The 21,372-nt window shown below is 52.7% G+C and carries 21 protein-coding genes; 12 read left to right on the top strand and 9 right to left on the bottom strand.

Annotation, left to right across the window (positions count from 1 at the left end):
• The first annotated feature begins 17 nt into the window (after positions 1 to 17).
• The gene (locus QKW35_RS11695) at positions 18 to 953 is read left to right on the top strand and encodes a LysR family transcriptional regulator (RefSeq protein ID WP_282353292.1); all 936 of its coding nucleotides are present in this window, start codon (positions 18 to 20) and stop codon (positions 951 to 953) included.
• Between the two features lie 13 nt (positions 954 to 966).
• Here QKW35_RS11695 and QKW35_RS11690 read toward each other — a convergent pair whose 3' ends face one another.
• Entirely contained in the window at positions 967 to 1,788 is an 822-nt protein-coding gene (locus QKW35_RS11690) for a CvfB family protein (protein ID WP_282353291.1), read from the bottom strand.
• Between the two features lie 341 nt (positions 1,789 to 2,129).
• Between QKW35_RS11690 and QKW35_RS11685 the strand changes: the two genes are divergently transcribed.
• From QKW35_RS11685 to rrtA, 3 genes are all read left to right on the top strand, one after another.
• Positions 2,130 to 2,861, top strand: a complete 732-nt coding sequence (locus QKW35_RS11685; protein ID WP_282353290.1) for a helix-turn-helix domain-containing protein — start codon at positions 2,130 to 2,132, stop codon at positions 2,859 to 2,861.
• A 133-nt stretch (positions 2,862 to 2,994) separates the two neighbouring features.
• Positions 2,995 to 5,103 carry a VIT and vWA domain-containing protein gene (locus QKW35_RS11680; RefSeq protein WP_282353288.1) on the top strand — a complete coding sequence of 703 codons (2,109 nt, stop codon included), beginning with the start codon at positions 2,995 to 2,997 and terminating at the stop codon, positions 5,101 to 5,103.
• A 3-nt stretch (positions 5,104 to 5,106) separates the two neighbouring features.
• Positions 5,107 to 5,724 carry a rhombosortase gene (rrtA, locus tag QKW35_RS11675; protein ID WP_282353287.1) on the top strand — a complete coding sequence of 206 codons (618 nt, stop codon included), beginning with the start codon at positions 5,107 to 5,109 and terminating at the stop codon, positions 5,722 to 5,724.
• 22 nt (positions 5,725 to 5,746) lie between these two features.
• On the opposite strand, the gene QKW35_RS11670 is transcribed toward rrtA, so the two are convergent.
• A complete protein-coding gene (locus QKW35_RS11670) occupies positions 5,747 to 6,034 on the bottom strand; it encodes a hypothetical protein (RefSeq protein ID WP_282353286.1) in 288 nt (95 codons plus the stop codon).
• A 275-nt stretch (positions 6,035 to 6,309) separates the two neighbouring features.
• Between QKW35_RS11670 and QKW35_RS11665 the strand changes: the two genes are divergently transcribed.
• The 6 genes from QKW35_RS11665 to QKW35_RS11640 all read left to right on the top strand — a co-directional run bounded on the left by QKW35_RS11665 (position 6,310) and on the right by QKW35_RS11640 (position 10,142).
• A complete protein-coding gene (locus tag QKW35_RS11665; RefSeq protein WP_282353285.1) occupies positions 6,310 to 7,323 on the top strand; it encodes an LLM class flavin-dependent oxidoreductase in 1,014 nt (337 codons plus the stop codon).
• 59 nt (positions 7,324 to 7,382) lie between these two features.
• Positions 7,383 to 8,042, top strand: coding sequence for a TIGR02466 family protein (locus QKW35_RS11660; protein WP_282353284.1), 660 nt, complete (start codon positions 7,383 to 7,385; stop codon positions 8,040 to 8,042).
• 80 nt (positions 8,043 to 8,122) lie between these two features.
• A complete protein-coding gene (locus tag QKW35_RS11655; protein ID WP_282353283.1) occupies positions 8,123 to 8,620 on the top strand; it encodes a Crp/Fnr family transcriptional regulator in 498 nt (165 codons plus the stop codon).
• Positions 8,621 to 8,642: 22 nt separating this feature from the next.
• Positions 8,643 to 9,116: a transcription elongation factor GreAB gene (locus QKW35_RS11650; RefSeq protein WP_282353282.1), complete on the top strand. Its 474-nt coding sequence runs from the start codon at positions 8,643 to 8,645 to the stop codon at positions 9,114 to 9,116.
• 27 nt (positions 9,117 to 9,143) lie between these two features.
• Complete coding sequence (locus QKW35_RS11645; RefSeq protein ID WP_282353281.1) at positions 9,144 to 9,647, top strand: M48 metallopeptidase family protein; 504 nt, start codon at positions 9,144 to 9,146, stop codon at positions 9,645 to 9,647.
• Positions 9,648 to 9,695: 48 nt separating this feature from the next.
• Entirely contained in the window at positions 9,696 to 10,142 is a 447-nt protein-coding gene (locus tag QKW35_RS11640; RefSeq protein WP_282353280.1) for a DUF3010 family protein, read from the top strand.
• Between the two features lie 66 nt (positions 10,143 to 10,208).
• On the opposite strand, the gene QKW35_RS11635 is transcribed toward QKW35_RS11640, so the two are convergent.
• The 6 genes from QKW35_RS11635 to QKW35_RS11610 all read right to left on the bottom strand — a co-directional run bounded on the left by QKW35_RS11635 (position 10,209) and on the right by QKW35_RS11610 (position 17,900).
• Positions 10,209 to 11,006, bottom strand: coding sequence for a response regulator (locus tag QKW35_RS11635; RefSeq protein ID WP_282353279.1), 798 nt, complete (start codon positions 11,004 to 11,006; stop codon positions 10,209 to 10,211).
• 90 nt (positions 11,007 to 11,096) lie between these two features.
• Positions 11,097 to 12,500 (bottom strand): FAD-binding oxidoreductase, encoded by a 1,404-nt coding sequence (locus QKW35_RS11630; RefSeq protein WP_282353278.1) that lies wholly within the window; start codon positions 12,498 to 12,500, stop codon positions 11,097 to 11,099.
• An 87-nt stretch (positions 12,501 to 12,587) separates the two neighbouring features.
• Complete coding sequence (locus QKW35_RS11625; RefSeq protein ID WP_282353277.1) at positions 12,588 to 16,208, bottom strand: EAL domain-containing protein; 3,621 nt, start codon at positions 16,206 to 16,208, stop codon at positions 12,588 to 12,590.
• 148 nt (positions 16,209 to 16,356) lie between these two features.
• Complete coding sequence (locus tag QKW35_RS11620) at positions 16,357 to 17,250, bottom strand: pseudouridine synthase (protein ID WP_282353276.1); 894 nt, start codon at positions 17,248 to 17,250, stop codon at positions 16,357 to 16,359.
• 61 nt (positions 17,251 to 17,311) lie between these two features.
• Complete coding sequence (locus tag QKW35_RS11615; RefSeq protein WP_282353274.1) at positions 17,312 to 17,503, bottom strand: CPXCG motif-containing cysteine-rich protein; 192 nt, start codon at positions 17,501 to 17,503, stop codon at positions 17,312 to 17,314.
• Between the two features lie 25 nt (positions 17,504 to 17,528).
• Positions 17,529 to 17,900 carry a DOPA 4,5-dioxygenase family protein gene (locus QKW35_RS11610; RefSeq protein WP_282353273.1) on the bottom strand — a complete coding sequence of 124 codons (372 nt, stop codon included), beginning with the start codon at positions 17,898 to 17,900 and terminating at the stop codon, positions 17,529 to 17,531.
• Between the two features lie 236 nt (positions 17,901 to 18,136).
• On the opposite strand from QKW35_RS11610, the gene QKW35_RS11605 reads away from it, so the two are divergent.
• Positions 18,137 to 19,747, top strand: a complete 1,611-nt coding sequence (locus QKW35_RS11605; protein WP_282353271.1) for a methyl-accepting chemotaxis protein — start codon at positions 18,137 to 18,139, stop codon at positions 19,745 to 19,747.
• A gap of 77 nt (positions 19,748 to 19,824) precedes the next feature.
• On the opposite strand, the gene QKW35_RS11600 is transcribed toward QKW35_RS11605, so the two are convergent.
• Positions 19,825 to 20,601: an EAL domain-containing protein gene (locus QKW35_RS11600; RefSeq protein WP_282353269.1), complete on the bottom strand. Its 777-nt coding sequence runs from the start codon at positions 20,599 to 20,601 to the stop codon at positions 19,825 to 19,827.
• Between the two features lie 196 nt (positions 20,602 to 20,797).
• Here QKW35_RS11600 and QKW35_RS11595 point away from each other — a divergent pair, with 196 nt between their 5' ends.
• A complete protein-coding gene (locus QKW35_RS11595) occupies positions 20,798 to 21,214 on the top strand; it encodes an immunity protein Imm33 domain-containing protein (protein ID WP_282353268.1) in 417 nt (138 codons plus the stop codon).
• Positions 21,215 to 21,372 lie beyond the last annotated feature (158 nt).

The raw sequence follows: 21,372 nt of genomic DNA, 5'->3' as shown, positions 1-21,372 counted from the left end.
TAGATTCATTGACAGAAATGAATAATCTATCCATTCGCCACCTGCGCGCTTTTTATGCCGTCGCCCAGGACGGAAGTTTCACCCGTGCTGCGGAAAGTCTGCATCTGACCCAATCCACCCTGACAGCGACAATTAAACAGCTGGAGGAACAGGTTGGCCTGACACTCTTTGACCGCACCACACGCAGCGTTTTACTTAGCAGCGAAGGCAAACGCTTTCTACCGGTCGCTGAACGTCTGTTGTCCGACTTCGATACCGCCCTTGCCGATTTGCGCGCTGTATCGGAACAACAGCAGGGTCAGGTTGGCATCGCCGCCTCGCCATCCACAATCTCCCGGCTGTTGCCACCGATCGTCAACCAGTATCGGCAACAGTACTCCAATATCGGTATCTATCTGCGTGACGATGGCGCCGGGGGCATCGAAACCCGAATATTGGAAAACGAGGTAGATTTTGGTGTGGCGAGCAACCACTCCTCCAATCCTGATCTAAGTTATCAGCCATTACTGCGAGACCGCTACGGTGTTGTCTGTCGGCCAGACCACCCGTTTGCAGTGCATACAGATGGCGTATGCTGGGAAGATCTGGCCCACCAGCAGATTATCTACCTGACAACCGATACCGGTATTCGCGTACAGCTATCACGTTTTAAGAAGGAAGGTGTGGTCGATCTGGATCTGGAAGGACCGGTTATCGAAGCCAGTAACCCGGCAGCGATTGCTGCACTGGTGAGCGAAGGCATGGGGATCTCGCTACTGCCGGCGCTGGCTGCAGCTACAACTGCATTTGAAGGACTTTGCTTTATTCCGCTGACGCAACCGGCTATTAGCCGTGAGATCTGCCTGATTCGGCGAAAGGACCGCTCCCTTACCCCTGCGGCAGCGCATATGTCTGCCCTGATAACGGCGGAGTTTAAGCAAATGCAGCTTCCGCCGTTTGTAGAAAAGATCTGAAGCGCTGTTCTGCTTATTTCTCTTCGACCAGACGAATGCCATCGTCATCGATGGAGATAAGGCGCTGACGGTAAAGACCGCCTATCGCCATTTTGTACGCCTTCTTGGATACACCGTACGTGCTGTATATCTGCTCAGGTGGACTCTTATCGTTCAGCGGGCTGTAACCGTTGCGCTCTTCCAAGTGCTGCAGCACTTTCTGCTGCAGGCGATCCACCTTGGCATATCCCGGTTTATCGAGGGAGAGATCGATCTTTCCATCTGGACGCACACGCTTGATAAAACCACGGGTCTTGTAACCACGACGCAGTTTACGGAACACCTCGTCGTGATAGAGCACACCCCAATGAGTACCGTTTACAACCGCCTTGTAGCCCAGGTCGGTCTGACCCGCGATCACCAGATTCACCTGCTGGTTACTCTTGTAATCCGCCGGCTCTTTATCCAGGAAACGATCCAGACGCGCAGACGCACAGATACGATTGGTGTTATCCATGTAGACGTATACCAGCACGGTATCACCCACGGACGGATGCTGACTGCGAATCTCACTGTACGGCAGGAACAGGTCTTTCGGCAGCCCCCAATCCAGGAATACGCCCACCTTCTCCACCGATACGACTTTCAGTGCTGCCACATCGCCCAACTGAACCTTTGGCTCTTCGGTGATGGCAATCGGGAAGTCATCGGAGTCCATGTAGACAAACACGTCCAACTGATCACCGATTTTGCAGCCTTCCGGCACATAGCGTTTTGGTAACAGAATCCCGCCCAGATCATCGCCATCCAGATAGACACCAAAGCCTACCTCACGGACAACTTCCAGCTTATTCATACGACCAATCTGAGCCAATGCACACTACCTCGGGGAGAATTAAAGAAAAGAGGCGCAACCATACCAGATCGCGCATTCAAAACGTAGCAGAGATGTGCTCCCCCTGCTGGCAAGAAGACAGAATTTCTATCCTTTTTTTTGGCGAAACTGAAGATCAGGAACAAACCGACATCCCGACCTTCCTGTTTACGTAAAACGCTTGCCGACACAGTCTCTACACCAGCAAGATAACGGTATAAGTCAATCACAACATATCTCTGGATGGCATCTTCTTTAAGGCCACGTATACTGAGCATCAGCTCACATCCAGCCAAAACAGGGATACAGGACGGTATCTGGCCATGCTTCAGACTTCAGCACTTGTCGACACACTCAAGCAACAACTTAAAGCCAGCGGCAAGACCTACGCCGACATCGCCACCGATCTGGATCTCAGTGAAGCATCCGTTAAGCGTCTCTTCTCCGAGCGCAACTTCACCCTACAGCGTCTGGAGATCATCTGTGACGCCATTGGTATCAGCTTCTTTCAGTTGGTGGAAAAGATGTCGCACCAGCAGCAAAGCCTTACTCAGCTCACCCTAGAGCAGGAACGGGAAGTGGCCAACGATGTGATCCTGCTGCTTATCGCAGTGAGTGTGATCAATGGCTTCTGTTTTGAAGACCTCGTAAGCCAGTACAAGATCAACGAAACCGAGTGTATTCAGAAGCTGGCTCAGCTGGATCGACTCAAACTGATTGAGCTGCTACCGGGTAACCGTATTCGGTTGCTGGTCTCTCCCAACTTCAACTGGTTAGCCAACGGTCCGATTCAGAAGTTTTTCCAAGAGAAGGTCGAGCAGGATTTCTTCAGCTCCCGTTTTGATAAGCAGAACGAAAAACTGCTGGTGTTAAACGCAGTGCTCTCCCCTAACGCCAACGCAGAATTGCAACGCAAGATGCAGACCCTGGCCCACGACTTCAACACCATCATGAAGCGCGATGCGCAACTGCCCCTAAGTGAACGCAAAGGTACAACGATGGTACTCGCCTTGCGCCAGTGGCAGTACAGTCTCTTTAAGAACCTGCGCAAGTAACCTTTCCGAGATAATATTTTGAGGATTTGCGACTCCCGGTCTCATCCGGTAATACCTCGCCAGAATCTCTGTAGTCAAAATCATTAAACACGAACACTGGCCCCAATGTGATTCACCCACCTTGGAGGTTTATATGTGTTTACCCGCTTTTTCCCGCTGCCTTACCAAAAGCCTGGTTGCCGGCGGCTTGATACTCTCCGCTTATAGCGCCAATGCGGCTGGCTTGCTTTCTCCGGTATCCGCCAATCTGCCGGATCTCAGGATCAAAGCGCATCATGTGGAGGTTACCATTCAGGATGGATACGCGATCACCGAAGTCGAGCAGGTCTTCGCCAATCCCAATAACCAGGCGCTCGATGCCATCTACTCCTTCCCGGTACCCGACAAAGCTGCCGTTGGCGAGTTTACCTACTGGATTAATAACCAACCGGTTACCGGTGAGGTTGTAGCCAAGCAGCAGGCACGCCAGATCTATGAAGAGGAAAAAAAAGCGGGACGCAAAACCGCCTTGGTTGAGCAGGACAGCTACAAAACCTTTGACATCAGTGTCGCCGCCGTACAGCCACAAACGGATGTGCGTGTTCGATTGGTTTACGTGCAACCCACCCATGTGGATAGCGGTATCGGAAGGTATGTCTATCCACTGGAGGATGGCGGTGTTGATGAAGCCAAACTGGCGTTCTGGAACCGTAACGAACAGGTGCAAGAACAGTTCAGCTTTAACGTTAACCTGCGCAACAGCTACCCGATCGATGGGATTCGACTGCCCCATCAACCTGCCGCGCTGGTGACACAAACAGATGCACAGAACTGGACCGTATCCCTGGGGAACCGCAAACAAAACGACAACGGCGATGACGATGACGCTGTGAGCGCACGGTCATCTCAACCTAAGGCTCAAGGCCCTGTTGCCAGCCTGGATAAAGACATTCTGCTCTACTGGCGACACAGCGACGGGCTGCCAGGATCGCTGGATATGACCACCTACAAAAAGGACTCCTCCAGCCCTGGCACCTTTATGATGACGCTGACCCCGGGCGACGACCTGGCGCCCCTGCAAAAGGGTCGTGACTGGATCTTTGTGCTCGACGTATCCGGGTCCATGGCAGGCAAGTACTCCGCGCTCACCGAGGGCATCCGACAAGGGCTTGCCAAACTAAGCCCACAGGATCGCTTCCGGATTGTGCTGTTTAATGATACCGCCCAGAACTTCAGCGGCGACTTCCAACCGGCCATTCCAGAAAAGATCACGCCGTTGCTGGATAGACTCGACCAGTACCAACCAAACCGCGGCACTAATCTGTATGCCGGCATGAAGATGGGACTGCGCAAGATGGATGCAGACCGTCCAACAGCCATGATTCTGGTGACCGATGGCGTGGCCAATGTGGGCGTTACCGAAAAGAAAGCGTTCCTCAAGATGCTTGAGAAGGCTGACCTGCGGCTCTATACCTTCGTGATGGGCAACAGTGCAAACCGCCCCTTGCTAAATGAGATGACCAAGGTCTCACAAGGATTCTCACTGTCGGTATCCAATGCCGACGACATTATGGGGCAGATCATGCTGGCGGCAGATAAGATGAGTCACCAGGCCATCCGGAATATTCAGCTGAAGTTTGGCGGTGGCCGAATTACCGACCTGACACCCGAGCAGATCGGCAGCTTGTACCGCGGCCAGCAGCTCACCTTACTGGGCCATTACCGCAAAGCGGGCCCGGTTAAGGTCACACTGACCGGTGATATCGGGTCCGAAACCCGTACCTACGAAACCGAGATCACATTGCCGGAGCAATCAAGCCTTAATCCGGAGCTGGAGCGAATCTGGGCATACGCCAAGATCGAAAACCTGCAAGCGAAAATGGATTATCTGGGCGAGAATAGCGATACCAAACAAGCGATCACCTCAATCGCAAGAGAACACGGTCTGGTGACAGACTACACCTCGATGATTGTTGTGGAAGAGGCACGCTTTAATCAACTAGGCATCGACCGCAGCAATAAAAAACGGGTTGATACCGAACACCTGGCGCGGCAACAGCGTGTGGCAGCTCCTACTCAGCAGCGTCGAGCCGATACCAATAAGCCTATGTTCGACAAACAACGCTCCTCTGTGTCGGGTTCTTCCGGTGGTGGTGCGGTGGATCCCTGGTTGATCGCCCTGCTGATCGTTATGGCTGGCGCCACATTGATCAAACGCACACAGCGTAATCAGGAAATCCAGCACAAAACTGAGGAGACCTGATTGATGCAGGGCCTATTAACCCTTGAAACCCTGGAGGGAACCGTCGATCGACGGTTCCCATTTCCGCTTAAAACCTTCTGCGCTGCTATCTGTATTATCTTTCTCACGAAAGGAGACCTGCTGACACTGTGCTTCGACCTAAACGCCATCACCCACCAAGGTGAATGGTGGCGCCTGATAACCGGCCACCTGGTGCACAGCAACAGCTCTCACCTGTTCTGGGATCTGTGTGCATTTGCCGCCGTATCCTGCTATCTGGAGCGCCACACTCCGGCATTACTGCTGCCGAGCTGGTTGGCGGGACTGATCAGCGTAAACCTGTTGCTAATGTCTCCCCTGTCAGAGCTAAGTTACTACTGCGGCCTATCCGGCATGCTCTTCGCACCGTTGATAGTCGCATTGTTTCAGTTCCAGAAGCAGATCGGTGGTCTCATCGGTTACCTGCCCCTATTGGTAACAGGTGCAAAGCTCGGGCGGGAACTGATTTCCAGCAAGTACTTTCTGGTACAGAGCGAATGGGCACCCTATCCGGAAGCGCATCTGGCAGGACTTATGGGCGGATTGCTGCTGATGGCAGCGGTGACAATACGCTCCCGACTTGGTGAATGCGGGCAACGCTAAGAAACGATTTAGATGTTCAATCTCAGGCGGCTTGTGTGTCGGTTTCACCCACCAGGCCATTTTTCTCCAGCACCCGGTAGATCTTGCGACAGGTTTTGCCAAGTTTATCCAGATCCCCCAGTGCGGGCACCTCGCCCTGATCAAGTCGCCATTCCCACTCCTCCAACTGAATATCGAGGAAATCAAGCAGCTTTTTCGCGCATCCGTTACAGATACCACTGCACATCTGGTCAACGGGCATCTCAAACGGCATTACGTCTCGGACCTCAGCTATGAGGTTGCGCATTGCGGTCTGGGTATCGGGTTTCACGTCGGCTCTTTGGTCTATTGCTACAAGGGAGAAAAGAACAGGTATCAGACCATACATTCGAAAACAGCAAAATGACATCGATCAGTTCGAACCGCATCTAAGTTTCAGAGATGTTTAAAAGGCTGAGAACGGTTTCCAACGTTCAGGACTGTTTCCAGATATGAAAGGCTAAATTGCATATCTGGTTATAGTTCACGTTTTTTCTACAACATATACTTAACCGATTGATTTTCATTCAATCTCTAACCACGTATATAAATCCATAGGTTGTCACCATGTCGCTCAAACTTACCGTTGTCGATCAGTCTCCAGTACCCGGTAAAGCTCACACCCTGAGCCCGGTCGCCCTATCGGCAGAGCTGGCCACAGCATGTGACGCATGGGGTTACAGCCGTTACTGGGTCGCCGAGCACCACAACAGCGGTAATTTTGCTGGGCCCGCACCGGAAATTCTGATCAGTCATATTGCCAGCATCACCAAACAGATCCGGGTAGGCAGTGGAGGCGTGATGTTGCCCCACTACAGCCCTTACAAAGTGGCAGAACAGTTCCGGTTGCTGGAGACCCTGTTTCCTGGGCGTATCGATCTGGGTATTGGCCGCGCACCGGGTGGTGATGGTCTGGCGAGCCACGCGCTGGCGTTTCCGAATACACCGTCCCACGAAGACAACTACGCCCAGCAGGCGATGATGCTGAAAGCCTTTCTGGAGAAATCGATCCCTGCCGAGCATCCGTACCACGAACTGCGGGTCATGCCCGATGATTCACCAACGCCAGAGATGTGGATGCTGGGTTCGAGTGGAGGCAGTGCCGCATTGGCGGGACATGTAGGCATGAATATGGCACTGGCGCTGTTTATCGGCCCAGAAGACCGCCCAGTCAGCATCATCGACGAGTATGAAGCGGCCTGGCATCAGGCGGGGCACGCAGGTACGCCAAACACCATGATTGCTATTTCTGCCGTGTGTGCAGACACCCATGAAGAAGCAGAACTGATCGCCTCCTCTCAGGTTTACTGGAAAGTGATGGCGTTTCGCCACGGCATCCGTGAACCTCTCAACAGCCCGGCAGAAGCGCTGGAGCTGAAGAAACAGCTCAGCCCGTCCGACCAGGCATATTTCGATCAGACGCTTGCATCCGTCGTCCACGGCACCGTCGAGCAGTGCCACGAACAACTCAATGCACTGGCAGATCGATACCGCACCAACGAACTGGGTTTGATCACCGTCACCTACGATTACGAAACCCGACTGGACAGTTACCGACGCCTGGCACAGTTAGTGACCTGATCGCTGGATTGGCTTATGATCTGTGCTGTTTTTAACGTACAGAGATAGCTGAGGAACACATGTCCGAAATTGATGTAATGATCGAAGATATTAATCTGTGGCAAACCCAGATGTTCGCCCTGAACTATCCCGATCACGAGGCCATCAAGTCCGACCTGCTCGACGCTATCTACGCCAATCAGGAACAACAGACCATGGCCGTTGAGAGCGAAGTAGCGATCGACGCCAAACACGGTCTCTACGAGAGCAAACTGGATTTCCTTGCCCAACCAATCCCGGCAGTGCGCAACCTGCGTGAATTTGTCGAAGAGATGCTGGGCACCGTGGCCACCGCCGTGAACCAGGATTTCTGGCCATATGGTGCCGTGGGTAAAGCCCAGGTCACCGAGTCCTGGTACCACATCACCCAGAATGGCGGTTACCACGATGCCCACTCTCACCCGAACTGTTCCTGGTGTGGTATCTACTACGTGGACGCAGGCGAATGTGAAATCGTCAACCGTAACGGTAGCAACCGTTTCTACGATCCACGGTTCTGCGCCGACCAGTACCTGGATGCCGGCACCGCTTATATCAATAGTAACGGCTTCTGGGACTTCCAACCGACCGAAGGCCAGATGGTCATCTTCCCGTCCTATCTGAAACACTCGGCTCTGCCCTATTTTGGCCAGCAAGATCGGGTTATTGTCGCTTTTAACAGCATCATTACCCTCGACTGAGCCCAAATAATTTATTGAAAATATACGGAAATCCGTTGTCTTACGGGGTAGAAGCTGTATCTGGATAAAGGGGTAGAGTCATGCAGATTTTACAAGGCCCCGAGGTGCTCGAGCGCTTTAGCATTGACTATTTCCGAGACGCATCAACCTTTGGTGCGCTCTCAGACGACACGATAAGCTGGTTGTTTCACCAAGGCCGCGCCTACGCACTGGATAAAGGGGACGTATTGTTCGAACCCGACGAGCGCGGTGATGCCTTCTTCGTAATCCTGCAGGGTTCACTGGCATACTTCAAATGCCACGACGGCAAGTACGCCCATATCCGCAACTATCAGGTGGGTGAACAAATCGGCTTTATGAGCATGATCGCCCTGCATAATCGGGTGGGCAGTGCCGTTGCCCACGAAGACAGCATTGTGCTTGAGGTGAGTAACAGTCTGCTCCACCAGCTGCATGAACAGGCACCAGAAGACTTTGGCCTGTTGATGATGAACCTGGCACGCGAAATGGCACGTACCCTACGTAGCGTCGACAACCTCGTAGTTGACCAGGTGCACGAACGCGCCGAGACCGAATAACTCAGTCACTGATTTATAACTTATGACCAAAACAGCACAAGTGATCGCCGCCATCCTTGAGCAGCTACAACAAACGTTGCAGCAAACTCAAGACGCTGCAAACGAAGCGCATCAGGCTGCGACACACGAACAGAGCGTACCAGAAACCCAATACGACACGTTGGGTCTGGAAGCGTCCTATCTGGCCGAGGGTCAATCCCGCCGTGTGGCAGAGTTACAAGAAGCGATTACGCGTTTCCACCAGCTTACTGAAAAAGAGTTTGGCGAAGACGATCCGATCACCCTGGGCGCCCAAGTTATTGTCGAGGATGAGCACGGCAACCGCCGTCACCTCTTCCTCGGTCCTGATGCCGGTGGCGTCGAAGTAACGCTGGACGACGAACTGATCACGGTGGTGTCGCCGGCTGCACCACTGGGCGCCGAGCTGGTGCAGAAATACGTGGGCGATGCAGTTCATATCGGCCAGCATCTCTATGAAATCGTCGAGATCGGCTAATCTCCGCTAAACAACCAGATACCATCTATGTCTCAACTGAAATACCTCTCCGCATACCCGGCGCACCTGAAGCAACAGGTACAGGAGCTGATCCGCCAGGAAAAGCTAGGCCCCATGCTCAAACGCCGCTATCCGGACATTCACCAGATACGTACCGACAAGGCGCTGTATGAGTATGCTATGGCGCTGAAAAGCGACTACATGCGCAAATCGGCCCCCATCAGCAAAGTAATATACGACGATAAAATCAGCGTTACTCGCGACGCCCTGGGCTTACACACCCAGATTGCACGTGTTCAGGGCAACAAGCTGAAATCCAAGAACGAGATTCGTATCGATTCTGTCTTTAAACAGGCACCAGAACCGTTCCTGCGGATGATTGTGGTCCATGAGCTGGCCCACCTTCGGGAGAAAGACCATAACAAAGCGTTCTACAAACTGTGCGAGCATATGGAGCCGGACTACCACCAGCTGGAATTTGACCTGCGTTTGTACCTCACTTACCTCGATCAGTTCGGCAAGCTCTACTGAGTTCGCTATAATGCCGCGATCTAATTAACTCTCAGGTAGAACACTCATATGAAAGTTTGTGGCGTCGAGCTTACCGGCAGCGAAGCTATTATCACCCTACTGACCCTATCCGACGGTCTTTTTGATATTCCGGATTGCCGCCAGCGCAAGTTCGCGCTGAGCAACGCCGACGACCAGGAGCAGATGCAGGGTTTCCAGTTCGCATTTCGTAAGCTGATGGAAGATTATGGTGTGAACACCGCCGTGATTCGCCAGCGCCCCCACAAAGGTAAGTTTGCCGGCAGCGCGGTTGGCTTCAAGATGGAAGCAGCGATTCAGCTGATCGAAGGCCTGAAAGTAGAGCTGATCTCCTCTACCGAAATCAAAGAGCAGCTGAAACGTAACCCACTGGTGATCGACTTCCGTGATACCGGCCTGAAGAAGTTTCAGGAACCCGCTTTCACCACAGCATACTGCTACCTGAACAAGCAGCACTACGCGGGCGAACCGGCTTAAGAAACAATAAAGCCTGTTAATTCAATGAACTAACAGGCTTATTATATGTTCTGCCTTAAGAAAAAATCAGCCGTTCAGTATCGTCGCTAGCAGACGCCTAACCCCTTCTGGCTCAAACGGTTTATCCATCATCGCATTCACACCAGACTGGGCAACATTCGCCAGGTGGGTCTGATTCGCTTCCGATGTAACCATCAATACCGGCACATGCCCATGCACTTCTGACGCACGGATATGCTCGGTCAGCTCAACCCCGTTAACCTCTGGCATGTTGTAATCGGTCACCACCAGATCAAACGAGCGGTCTTTCAGGATCTCTATCGCCTCGGACCCGTCAGCGGCCTCGGTCAGATTTTCAATACCCAGGTTTGTCAGAACTTTCGTTACCACTTTACGTGCCAGACGGCTGTCATCCACTACCAGTACCCGTAAAGATTCCGGATCAAACAGATCCAGCTCCAGGTCTTGGGTGGTTAACAGGTCCAGTGTGGCATTGATCGCTCGGCGTAAATGCTCGTGGGAAAATGGCTTGGGCAAGATCGCCACCACACCGGATTGCTTAAACTCCTCCAGACGATCACGACGGCTTTCGCTGGTCACCAGCATAAACGGCAGGTCCTCCAACTCTTCCTGCCCCCTGATCTCCCTGAGTAGATCCAAACCGGTACCATCTTCATAGTGATAACAGGAGATCACTAAATCGGGACGAATAGTATCAATTCGTTCCAGCGCATCGCGCATGCAGGTAACAAAATCGATATTGTGTATACCCTCGCTGGCGAGCTCGTGTTCGATAACCTTACTCTGTGCATTTGAAGGCTCGACCAACAGGATATTCAGATCAGATGGTTGCAATTCATCCATAGACTTTCTCCAGCAAAAACGGATACAGAGTCCTGGTTCTGTTTTACCCGTACAACTCCTACCTGGGTAACCTTGTGCTGCTACGAAATACTAAATATCCAGCACTTTACCCGGATTCATAATGTTCTTAGGATCAAGCGCGCGCTTCAGCGTCGCCATGACCTCGAGTGCGTTGCCCTGCTCGGCACGCAGATACGCTTTTTTACCACTCCCTATCCCATGCTCACCCGTACAGGTTCCGCCCATCGTGAGAGCCAGCTCAACAACTGTAGCAGACAAATCCCGCGCCGCGTGAAGTTCATCCCGATTTTCTGGATCAAAAACAATAAGTAGGTGAAAATTCCCGTCCCCCACATGTCCCACAATCGGGCAAGGCAAACCAGTTTCCAACGCCGCTTTTTCGGCTGCCAGAATACAGTCAGCCAGTCGGGATATAGGTACACACACATCCGTTGTGATTGCTTTAGCACGGGGCTTCAATGCCTGTGCGGCAAAATATGCTTTATGTCGTGCTTCCCACAAGACACTGCGCTCTTCAGTGGTCTCCGCCCACCTGAACTGCTGGCCGCCATGGCCATCCGCAATCTCCTCAAACAGGCCTACCTGCTCTTTCACGCCCTCAGGGGAGCCGTGAAACTCCAGAAATAGCGTTGGCGCTTCGTCAAAGCCGGTCAGCTTGGAATAGCGAATACAGGCTTTCATCTGTAGGCTGTTAAGTAGTTCGATGCGGGCAATGGGAATGGCAGCCTGCATTGCGTCGATCACGGTATGGACCGCGCCTTGCAGTGATTCGAAGGTGCATACTGCAGACCGGATCTGCTCAGGGATAGGATGCAACCGTAACTGCACCTCTGTGATAATGCCCAAGGTGCCTTCTGCACCTACATACATACGCGTCAGATCATACCCTGCCGCACTTTTGCGGGCCCGGGTACCGGTGCGGATAATTTCGCCAGACGGCGTAACAACCGTCAGTCCCATGACTGCTTCACGCATGGTCCCGTAGCGCACCGCATTGGTACCCGAAGCACGGGTAGAGGCCATGCCACCGATACTGGCATTTGCGCCGGGATCAATGGGAAAGAACAACCCGTCATAGCGCAGAGCCTTGTTGAGCTCTTCCCGCGTAACACCCGCCTGTACCCGACAATCCATATCCTGCGGGTTGATCTCGATGATCTGGTCCATCTCGGAGAGGTCGATGCAGACGCCCCCTTGCAGGGCCAACAGGTGCCCCTCTACCGAGGTACCGGTACCGTATGGGATCACAGGGATGCTAAAGCGGTGGCACATCTCCAGTATCTGGGCGACCTCCTCCGTACAGAATGGATAGATCACAACATCGGGCGCCATACAGCCATAGCTGTCCTCTCCCTGCCCATGTTGGTTACGAACCGCCTGCGAAAGGTGAATACGGTCGCCAAACAACGGCGCTAACTCATTCACCATCGCTTGCAGATCGGACGGATGAAACGGCCTGGTTACGCGATTCATACGCACCTCCCGTGCTCGCGTTGTTCTTATTCTCTTCTCGCATAGTAACGCAGTGACCGGACAGAATCCCGTAACACAGGTCACAAACTATGCAGGCGACTGATCTGTAACCTCTTCAACCCGCAGACGCTCTGCCAGCATCTCGCCGCGCATGGGTTTACCAAGCAGATAGCCTTGGGCGAAATCACAGCCTTTACTGCGCAGCATTTCAAGGCTGTCCTGGTTTTCGACACCTTCACCGATCAACTGAAGATCAAGGTTCTTCGCCAGGCTGATAATGGTATCCACCAGCATTCGGGCTGACTCCGTTTCATCGACACGCTGAACGAAACTGCGATCAATCTTGATAAAGTCTATCGGCAGCGTAGTGAGGTAACTCAGGGATGAGTACCCCACACCAAAATCATCAATCGCAATCGTTACTCCGCTGGCTTTAAGCTTGTTCAACACGCACAGTGCCTTTTCCGGCCCTTCGATCAGCATACGTTCGGTAATCTCGACCGTTAGATCCACCCGGGAAGCAACATCCATCGCCAGTTCCAGCCAGCTCTGCAGCGCCGCCTCCGTAGAGGCAAATACCCTTGGCGATACATTTACCGACAAGGATATACGCTGTCCGGTTTCTCGTTCCAAACGTTCGATATACGTCCCGGCCTCCGCCAATACATAGCGGTCTATCTCATTCACGAGGCTGGTCTCTTCGGCAAGCGCAATAAATTCCGACGGCGGGATCTCACAACCGCCATCATCGCGCCAGCGCACCAACGCCTCACATTTCGCAATCTCATCAGTCCTAAGATCGATCACCGGCTGATAGACGACGTAAAGCTGCTGCTCACTGATTGCTCGTTGTAAGCGAGAGAACAGGCGGTGCCGGCTTTCGGAGCGCTCCTGCATCGAATGGGTGAAGTATTTACAACCATTACGGCCACTGCGCTTCACCTCATACATTGCGTAATCCGCCTTGGAGATCAGCTCATCCGCTACGGTTGAATCTTCAGGAAATACAGAGATACCGATGCTCGCGCCACAGTAGATCTGACGATCCAATACGGCATACGGTTTTCTGATTTCCGTGAGCAACTTCTCGGCCACATCAATCGGTACGTATTCGTTATCGATCTGGCGCAGCAGCACGGTAAACTCATCACCACTGATACGGGCGACAAAGTCAGACTCGCGCAAGCTGCTGCGAATGCGTTGCGCGACAGCCTGCAACACTTTGTCACCAGCCACATGGCCATAGTTATCGTTCACCGGCTTAAACTTATCCAGATCGATAAACAAGACGGCCAGATGGCTCTTCGTACGCTGTGCGGCGGCCACCGACCAGCGTAGGTTTTCGTAGAAGTAGCTGCGGTTAGGCAGACCTGTTAACAGATCGTAATTTGCCTGACGCTCCACCACTTCGCTGAACTTCTTACGCTCGGTAATATCCTGCACCGCACCGGTAACTTCGTACTCACCACTGTCCTGCCGGGCGGCATTACCAATCCAGCGAATCCAGCGTCGCTCACCATTCTCTGGCTCGAGGCTTAACTCCAGGTCAAACGAGCGCCCCTGCTCGATGGCATCTAGCAGTGCCAACCGAAGTTTATTTTCCTGATCATGATCAAATAACCGCAGAATTGACTCGATGCTCACACCGTTGCCCTGATCAGCGATGCCAAGAATCGTGGTCGCGTGGCTACTCCAATAAACCTGGGCTTGCCCTGCCGGGATACGCCAGCCATTGATCAACGCCACCTTACTCATCTCGCGCAACAAACCTTCGTTGTTGCGGATCTTTCGCTCATAGGCACTTTGAGAGTCTATCTGGCGCCGCTGCCACAGCAGGAACAGGAATAATAGGAACGCCAACATGAGTGAGAACCCACGCAACATAGCTACGCCACTGCGACTATAGTCCCACCCCTCCTTTGGCTGGGCGGCAAGTTGCCAGGTACCGTCGCCGATGCGGATAGTGGTTTTCTGCGCCCGAGGATCGTCAAACAACTCACTTTTTCCAAAAAAGATTTCGCCATTGCGCCCCAAACCGTCTCGACCACGTATAGCAACATCAATAGAGAGGTCCGGCTTATACAAGCCCGCCGCTCGATAAAGGTCTTCCGCCAAAAATGGCGCAGACAATATGCCCCAAAAATACTCCTGGCCATATTCATTTATCGCGCGCACACCTGCACGGGCGATAAATGCGAGTCCTCCCTGTACGCGCATCACCGGCCCGGCTACAGCCAGTCGACCGCTATCACGTACACGCAGCACCACACCCAACTGATCTTTTTTCTGTCGATAGTCCAACCCCAGCGCAGCTTCGTTGCCTTTGAGCGGGTACAACATTTTGACAACAAGACCAGGGGCTGCCCCCAGATTCATCAACAGCGGCTGTTGGCGGAAAATAGCTTCGCTGTAGCGGGTAAACTGTGCCTGATCGATATCCGGATTCACGGCAATATGTGCAGACATGCCGTCCACATACGCCAGATTTCGGTTCACAATGCCTGACATCTGTGCCGCAACGGCATTTAACTGCTGCAGTACGTCCACTTGACGGTCCTTAAAGTGATCGTGTTGCAGTTGTCGTTCAATGCTCTGCTCCGCCAGATAGATCATCACCAGAGCCAAACCATAAACCACCCAGACGTACTTGAGACGACGCCCGTAATAGAATGAAAAGATCAGCAGCAGTGCCAGACCGATAAACACCAGTATCTGAGCGCTATTCTCTTGGCTTTCTCCCTCAACGTCATACACCAGATCATCAACATCCATCTCATTCTGGATCATGCCAGTAGCACGCAGATTAGAGATCATCCGCTGCCAGCGTAACCGGTTGTTGTGACCGATCTCGGTAAAAGGGTATGCCATGTAGGTATCGATCACATCGGCAAAGGCCAGGTTATAGCCCAACTGATCGTTATAGGAGAACAGGTGTCTCGGTAGGGTCTGGGAGATATGGCGAGCGATCTCCTGTTTGTGACTCAGTGCGTACTGCCACCCTTTAATACTGGCTTCTACGAAACGGCGCACTTTGTCAGGATCGTCGTCGATAACCCGCTGGTGGGTAAAAAGCGTATCGCCATAAAAGTCGAGACCGAACTCGGAAGGTGACAGCTCATTCAGCACGATCCCCTGCTCTTTGGCGGCATATTGTGCGGAGATGCTGTAGGTGGCAATCGCATCGGCAGAACCCGACTGCATAGTGGCGATTGTTGGCGGCTGATCGACAAACCGCGCTGACGAAACGTCTATTTTGCGGGAGTTGAAGAGTGCCTGAACTTCAGCGCGGGTAAAGTCGTCTTTTGGGGTGGCGATGGTCAGTTTTGAGAGGTCATCAATACCGTTTAGCTGCGTGCCAGGTAACGTAAAAATTGAATGGGGACTGCGCTGGAATATCGGCACCAGTGCCACCAGGGGTACCCCTCTGTCTCGATGGACAAGAAAATTGAGCGCACCAATAGCGAAATCTGCATTACCAGACACCAGTTCAGTTGCAGCTGACTTCAACTGCCCACCAGGTGCCGTAGCGGGTCGGATCTCTACATCGAGTCCGGCTTCTTCATAATAACCTTGCCACAACGCCGCGTAGTATCCGGCGAACTGAAATTCATGTTCCCATTTTAACTGTAAGACTACCTTGTCGTTGCCGTATGCCAGCTGTGACGCCAGGAGAAAAGCCAATACCCACTTCAAGGTACAAAATTTCATCGATTACCACCTTAACAACAGTGTGGCTAAAACGCTCTAAATCAAAATACTACCTGTCACCTTGCTTGCCAACAGTGCGAAAGAACCATTTAGAAAATATCGGCAATCAGGACGAAAAAATGTAGGAAGGCAGGCCATCGTAGCCGGGTTAACCAGACCAATTTAAGCCACGGGTGGTTTGAAACTGCCGCTGCACCCCGGTGATCGGATCAACAAACTCCACTTCCCTGGCAAGCAGTTGCAGAGGTTTTCCGAAGTCATCCGCCTCTTTCGGAAGTGCTTCAGGATAGAGCCGGTCATTCTCGAGTGGCAAACCGATACTGTTCATGTGGACCCGCAGCTGATGGGTTTTCCCGGTTAACGGGCTCAACTCAAAAAGTGCACGACCGTTTTTCACGTCAAGACACCTTACCGTGGATCGGGCGTTGATCTCTCCTTGAGTAATTGTCATTCGAAACCACTGTTCCGCCGTCTCCATACGATTTTCTATCAACCAGTACTTACCACTAATCGCCGCATCACCACAGGCAGCTACCGCCTGGTAGGTTTTCTTCACTGTGCCCTCTGCAAACATTCGCTGGTAAGCACCACGGGTTTGCGGGTTCACTGAGAACATAACCAGTCCTGCCGTATCACGATCGATACGATGTATCGGCGTCAGTTCATCGATACCAGTCTTCTCACGCAGGCGATTAAGGAGACATTGCTGCACATAGATACCGGCTGGCGTAACAGGCAGGAAATGGGGCTTGCAGGCCACCAGCAGTTCCTCATCCTGATGGATAATCAGCTCATTAAATGGAATCTCCGGTTCCTCGGGCACCTCACGGTAATAAAAAACCCGCACGTTGGCTGTAAACGGTGTTGTTTCGCTGATCGGGTCGCCACTTTCCCAGTGCACATGGCCATCTAGCATTCTCTGGCGCCAAATGTCGGCATCAATGCGGGGAAATCGCGCGATCAGAAAATCCAATACGGTTTCGTATTGCGATGGATTGTTACAGGGCATGACAACGGAGGAAGCGTATTGGGATCGACCCATGGTGGTACCTGAGCTTAAGTGAGTGGCGGCAAGCATATCACTTTTGCCACCACCTGATGAGTTACTCGTTTTCGTGGTAAACCTGTACCCTCGGCCAGCCGTTCGGCGCCAATTGGACCGATACAGTCATCGGTCGGCAGCACACCTCGCAATCCTCGATATAGGTTTGTTGCGGTTCGCTACAATCGATCAGTAACGTGATCGGTTCGCCACAATACGGACACTGGCTACTGATCTCTTCCTGCGGGTTCATCGTGCACCTCTTTCGTGTAGGGCGATCAGGCGGAATCACCAAAGATCGCAGTATTGAGTTCCAGCTGAGATCCCAACCAGATAGCACCAGCCGTATGATCCAGCAGATCGTTTTTCCCGGTGGTGCAGTGAACCAGAATCGACAGGGCACCACGCACGGCCATCAGCCATGGCAGCAACTCGGGCAACAGAGTTTTGTCGAAAGCAACCTGATACATCGGCTGCGGATGAGGCCCCACAGGCTTATCCCGCCAGCGTCCTAACTCCACGTCAAACCGCGCCGCAATTGACTCCCGGATCTCTGCAGCCAGCGCCCGTTGCTCCTCACCTTGGTAATACACGTGGGCGTGATAGCCCTCGATACCATCGGGATTGAAGCTGTGAGCGGGCAAATCCATAGGTTATATCTCTCGGTAAGTTAAGAATTAGCTGGTACTCTACAAAATCTATAGATTACAGTTGGTTATTGCCAGTTCCGATATCGCTGAATTACTCGATTGAACGATCTGATCCAGCTGCAGCCCTGCTGCGATTTTTTGTAGGCCTTCTCAGGTTTACATTCCAGAGGCCGCTAAATCTATTCGGGACTGTCTTCAGAACACGTGCAACTGCATAGTAATAAAGGAAGCTAGAGATGGCGAAGATTTTCGGATCGATCAGTACCAAGGTCTTTTCAGGATATGCCGCTGTGCTTGTGATCACTGCGATCGCCGCATTCGCACTAACCAATACCACGCGCTCTGTACAGAACGAAGTCACAACGTTCGTCGACCGCACACTGCCACAACTCAGCCAACTGGAACGGGTGAGCGCAACCCTTGGTAAACTGGAGATCGCAGCCTATTCTCTGTACGGGACGACCATTGATGTCAGTACCTTTGATGAGCGCCGCGACAACACCAACCAGTCCCGCAGTCAGGCAATCGAAGACCTTAATGCCAGTGGCGGTGTTGACCTGTCTTCCCTGCAGCGCAGCCTGTCCAGCGTAGACCAGTCCCTGGATCAACTACGCGGCGTAATGGCTGCCAGCTCCGTTGACTGGGACCGTGCCCGTACTCTGCTCGGCACCCTCTCCGCAAATGCCGGCATGGCTCTGGAGCAGCTTTCCCAGATCAATACCCAGGTGAGCGATGCCGCCAGCGCCAGCTCCATGCGGATCATCGACGATATGTCCGACACCATTACGCTGATCCTGATGCTGGTTTCGGCAATTGTAATCGTTGCCCTGCTCGCTTACATCTTTGCCCGCAGCCAGGTATCCAATCCGATTGCTGAGCTGGCAACCGGCCTGATGAACGTGTCCCGCGAAAAGGACCTGACCATTCAGCTGCCACAGCGTTCAGGTGACGAAGTGGGCCGTGCCTCCAACAGCATCAACGAGCTACTTGAGCCATTTCGCAACGGCATGGCGGAAGTCTCCAACGCCACCCGCGGCATAAGCGATTCGGTCACCTCCCTGACCAGCACCGCCTCCAGCTCCGACGAAGCGATCAATCATCTGAACCAGCAGATCGATAACCTGATGGACGTGATGACTCAGCTGGAATCCCAGATTGAACACGGCGCCGAACGCTCTGCCCTGGCATCAGAATCCGCGCGCAAAGGCGCAAACGAAGTACAATCCGGTGCCAGTGAAGTGGAACGCACCTCCGCCAGTATCGAAATACTGGCCGGTGATATCGAAACCACCGCCAGCATGCTGATGGAACTGCGTGACGCCGGCGATCAGGTATCCAGCGTAGTAAGCACCATCGCAGATATTGCCGACCAGACAAACCTGCTAGCCCTGAACGCAGCGATTGAAGCGGCCCGCGCCGGTGAATCCGGTCGTGGCTTTGCCGTAGTTGCTGACGAAGTACGTACCCTGGCAACCCGCACCCACCAGTCCACCGTTGAGATCAACTCCATGCTGGAAGCGATTGTCTCCTCCATCACCGCATCCATGAACACTATGGAATCCAACCAGGAGAAGGCCCGTAACTCGGTACAGCTGGCTCAATCCACCGTGGAAAGCCTCTCTGCTATCCAGGAAACTATCCGCAGCCTGAGTAGCGAGTGTGACGAAGCGGCCATGCTGGCAAACGACGCCCGTAGTGACGTCGTTGAAGTACGTAACAAAGTGCAGCAATTCAAGTCATTGGGCGATACCGTGGTGGAGGGCAGCCGGGCCACCCAGAACGCCTCCTCCTCCCTGTCTAACCTAGCTGGCAATCTGCAGACCATGACCTCCCGCTTCAAGGTTTAATCCTTCTCTGACAAACAGAGTTCCAACTAAATAGGCAGCGTAAGGCTGCCTATTTAGTCTGTTCTAAACGCGCTTTCTTAATCCCACAAATCCGCCAACTCACTAATCGGTGATCTGAGGAAGTGCGGTTTGTACAAGAACCCCTGCACATAGTCGATTGGGTAATCCATCAGTCGCACTAATTGCATTTCAGTCTCAACACCTTCCAGAATCGTTTGCTGCCCCTGCCCGCGAGCAAACTCAATCAGATGACGGAATAAACTCTCATACTTGGGTTGGTCCAACAGCTCAATCCAGCGACGATCAAACTTCATGAAATCCACCGAGACCATCAGGTCCAGCGAAAGCATCGATTGTCTGGCACCAATATCATCCAATGCACTCTGAATACCCTTGTCCTCGAGGCTTTTCAGAAGCTCCTGGCAGGCATACGAATCCTGCAGATCCATATTCTCGATTAGCTCCACCACCAGCGCGTGGTCCGGTGTTAACAACTCCAGCATGGGAGTTCGCACGTCCAGCGTCAGAGCATGAGGATCAAGGTTGATAAACAGACGTTTTCCCAACGGCGCGGCCGCGATCTGTAGCCACTTCAGCTGCAGCTCGGTACGGCCGAGCAGCGGTGGATGATCATGCAATACCTGAAATACCGTCACCGGCGATACCATGCAGCCGTTAGCGTCATAAAACCGAGCCAGCGCTTCGTACCCCCAGATCTGCTGATCCTGCAAGCTGACGATCGGCTGGTATTCAGCACCGTAGTGCGTAACAGATACTAACTCTGCAAGCGAAACATTTGATCGGGTAAGCGCTGTCTCAGCCCATCCTGCTGGTATCTCCTGAAAGCTCCCCATTTCCATCCTCGCAAACATTTATTCATACATTTTAGAGCTACGACGAATACTACATGCGAACAATTCTCATTACAATCAACTAGAGGGCACCAACTATATGTTTCGGGTGTCTTTTCAAGGTAATTCGCCGCATTCCCCTGTGTCGCTGCACGTATTACAATATTGTCGTTGTTTATTCCCGTCATGAAGAGATGTTATGAGATCACCTGATATCGACAAGCCAGCCACTCCGAACTCCGAAACCAACCAGACCAAGAACGGCTTCCTCGCCCTTGTCTCCAAGATGGTGTTCGAAGAGAAGCTGCCCGTACGCTTCATGTACAAAACCGTTCCGGAACACCTCAACGACACCGGCTGGCGTATGTTTACCGGATATGAGACGCCTGAGTACCTGGACGATGAAGTTACCAACCTGATACCGGTTGATCTCGAAAAGATGGTCAAGATCGATCCATCCCTTACAGACCTGGTTGAGTACAACGCCGGTACTGTTTGGGAACGCACACCAGAAAGCGAAGGCTGGGAGCGTGTTTACGACTTCCGTATTCCGGCTGCACAGACCGAAGTATCGATCACCAACGATGTAAGTCGCTTTGACCAAGAGGAAAAATAACCCCCCGCCCTCTTGAAAAGGCATTTCACGCCCATAGATAAGTGATTAGCGGGTGCTCGAAGACGAGGCCCGCGCCTGATCGGCTCATATTTTCGTCTTAAGGACGATTAACGAGCGTCAGGAATTCACTGATTTAAATATACATATTGCTCAATGAG

Origin of the sequence: Pontibacterium granulatum (genome assembly GCF_029961155.1) — a bacterium.
In the GTDB taxonomy this organism is placed as follows: domain Bacteria; phylum Pseudomonadota; class Gammaproteobacteria; order Pseudomonadales; family Balneatricaceae; genus Pontibacterium; species Pontibacterium granulatum.
The sequence above is the reverse complement of the archived record's forward strand: the minus strand, read 5'-3'. Positions and strand labels throughout refer to the sequence as shown.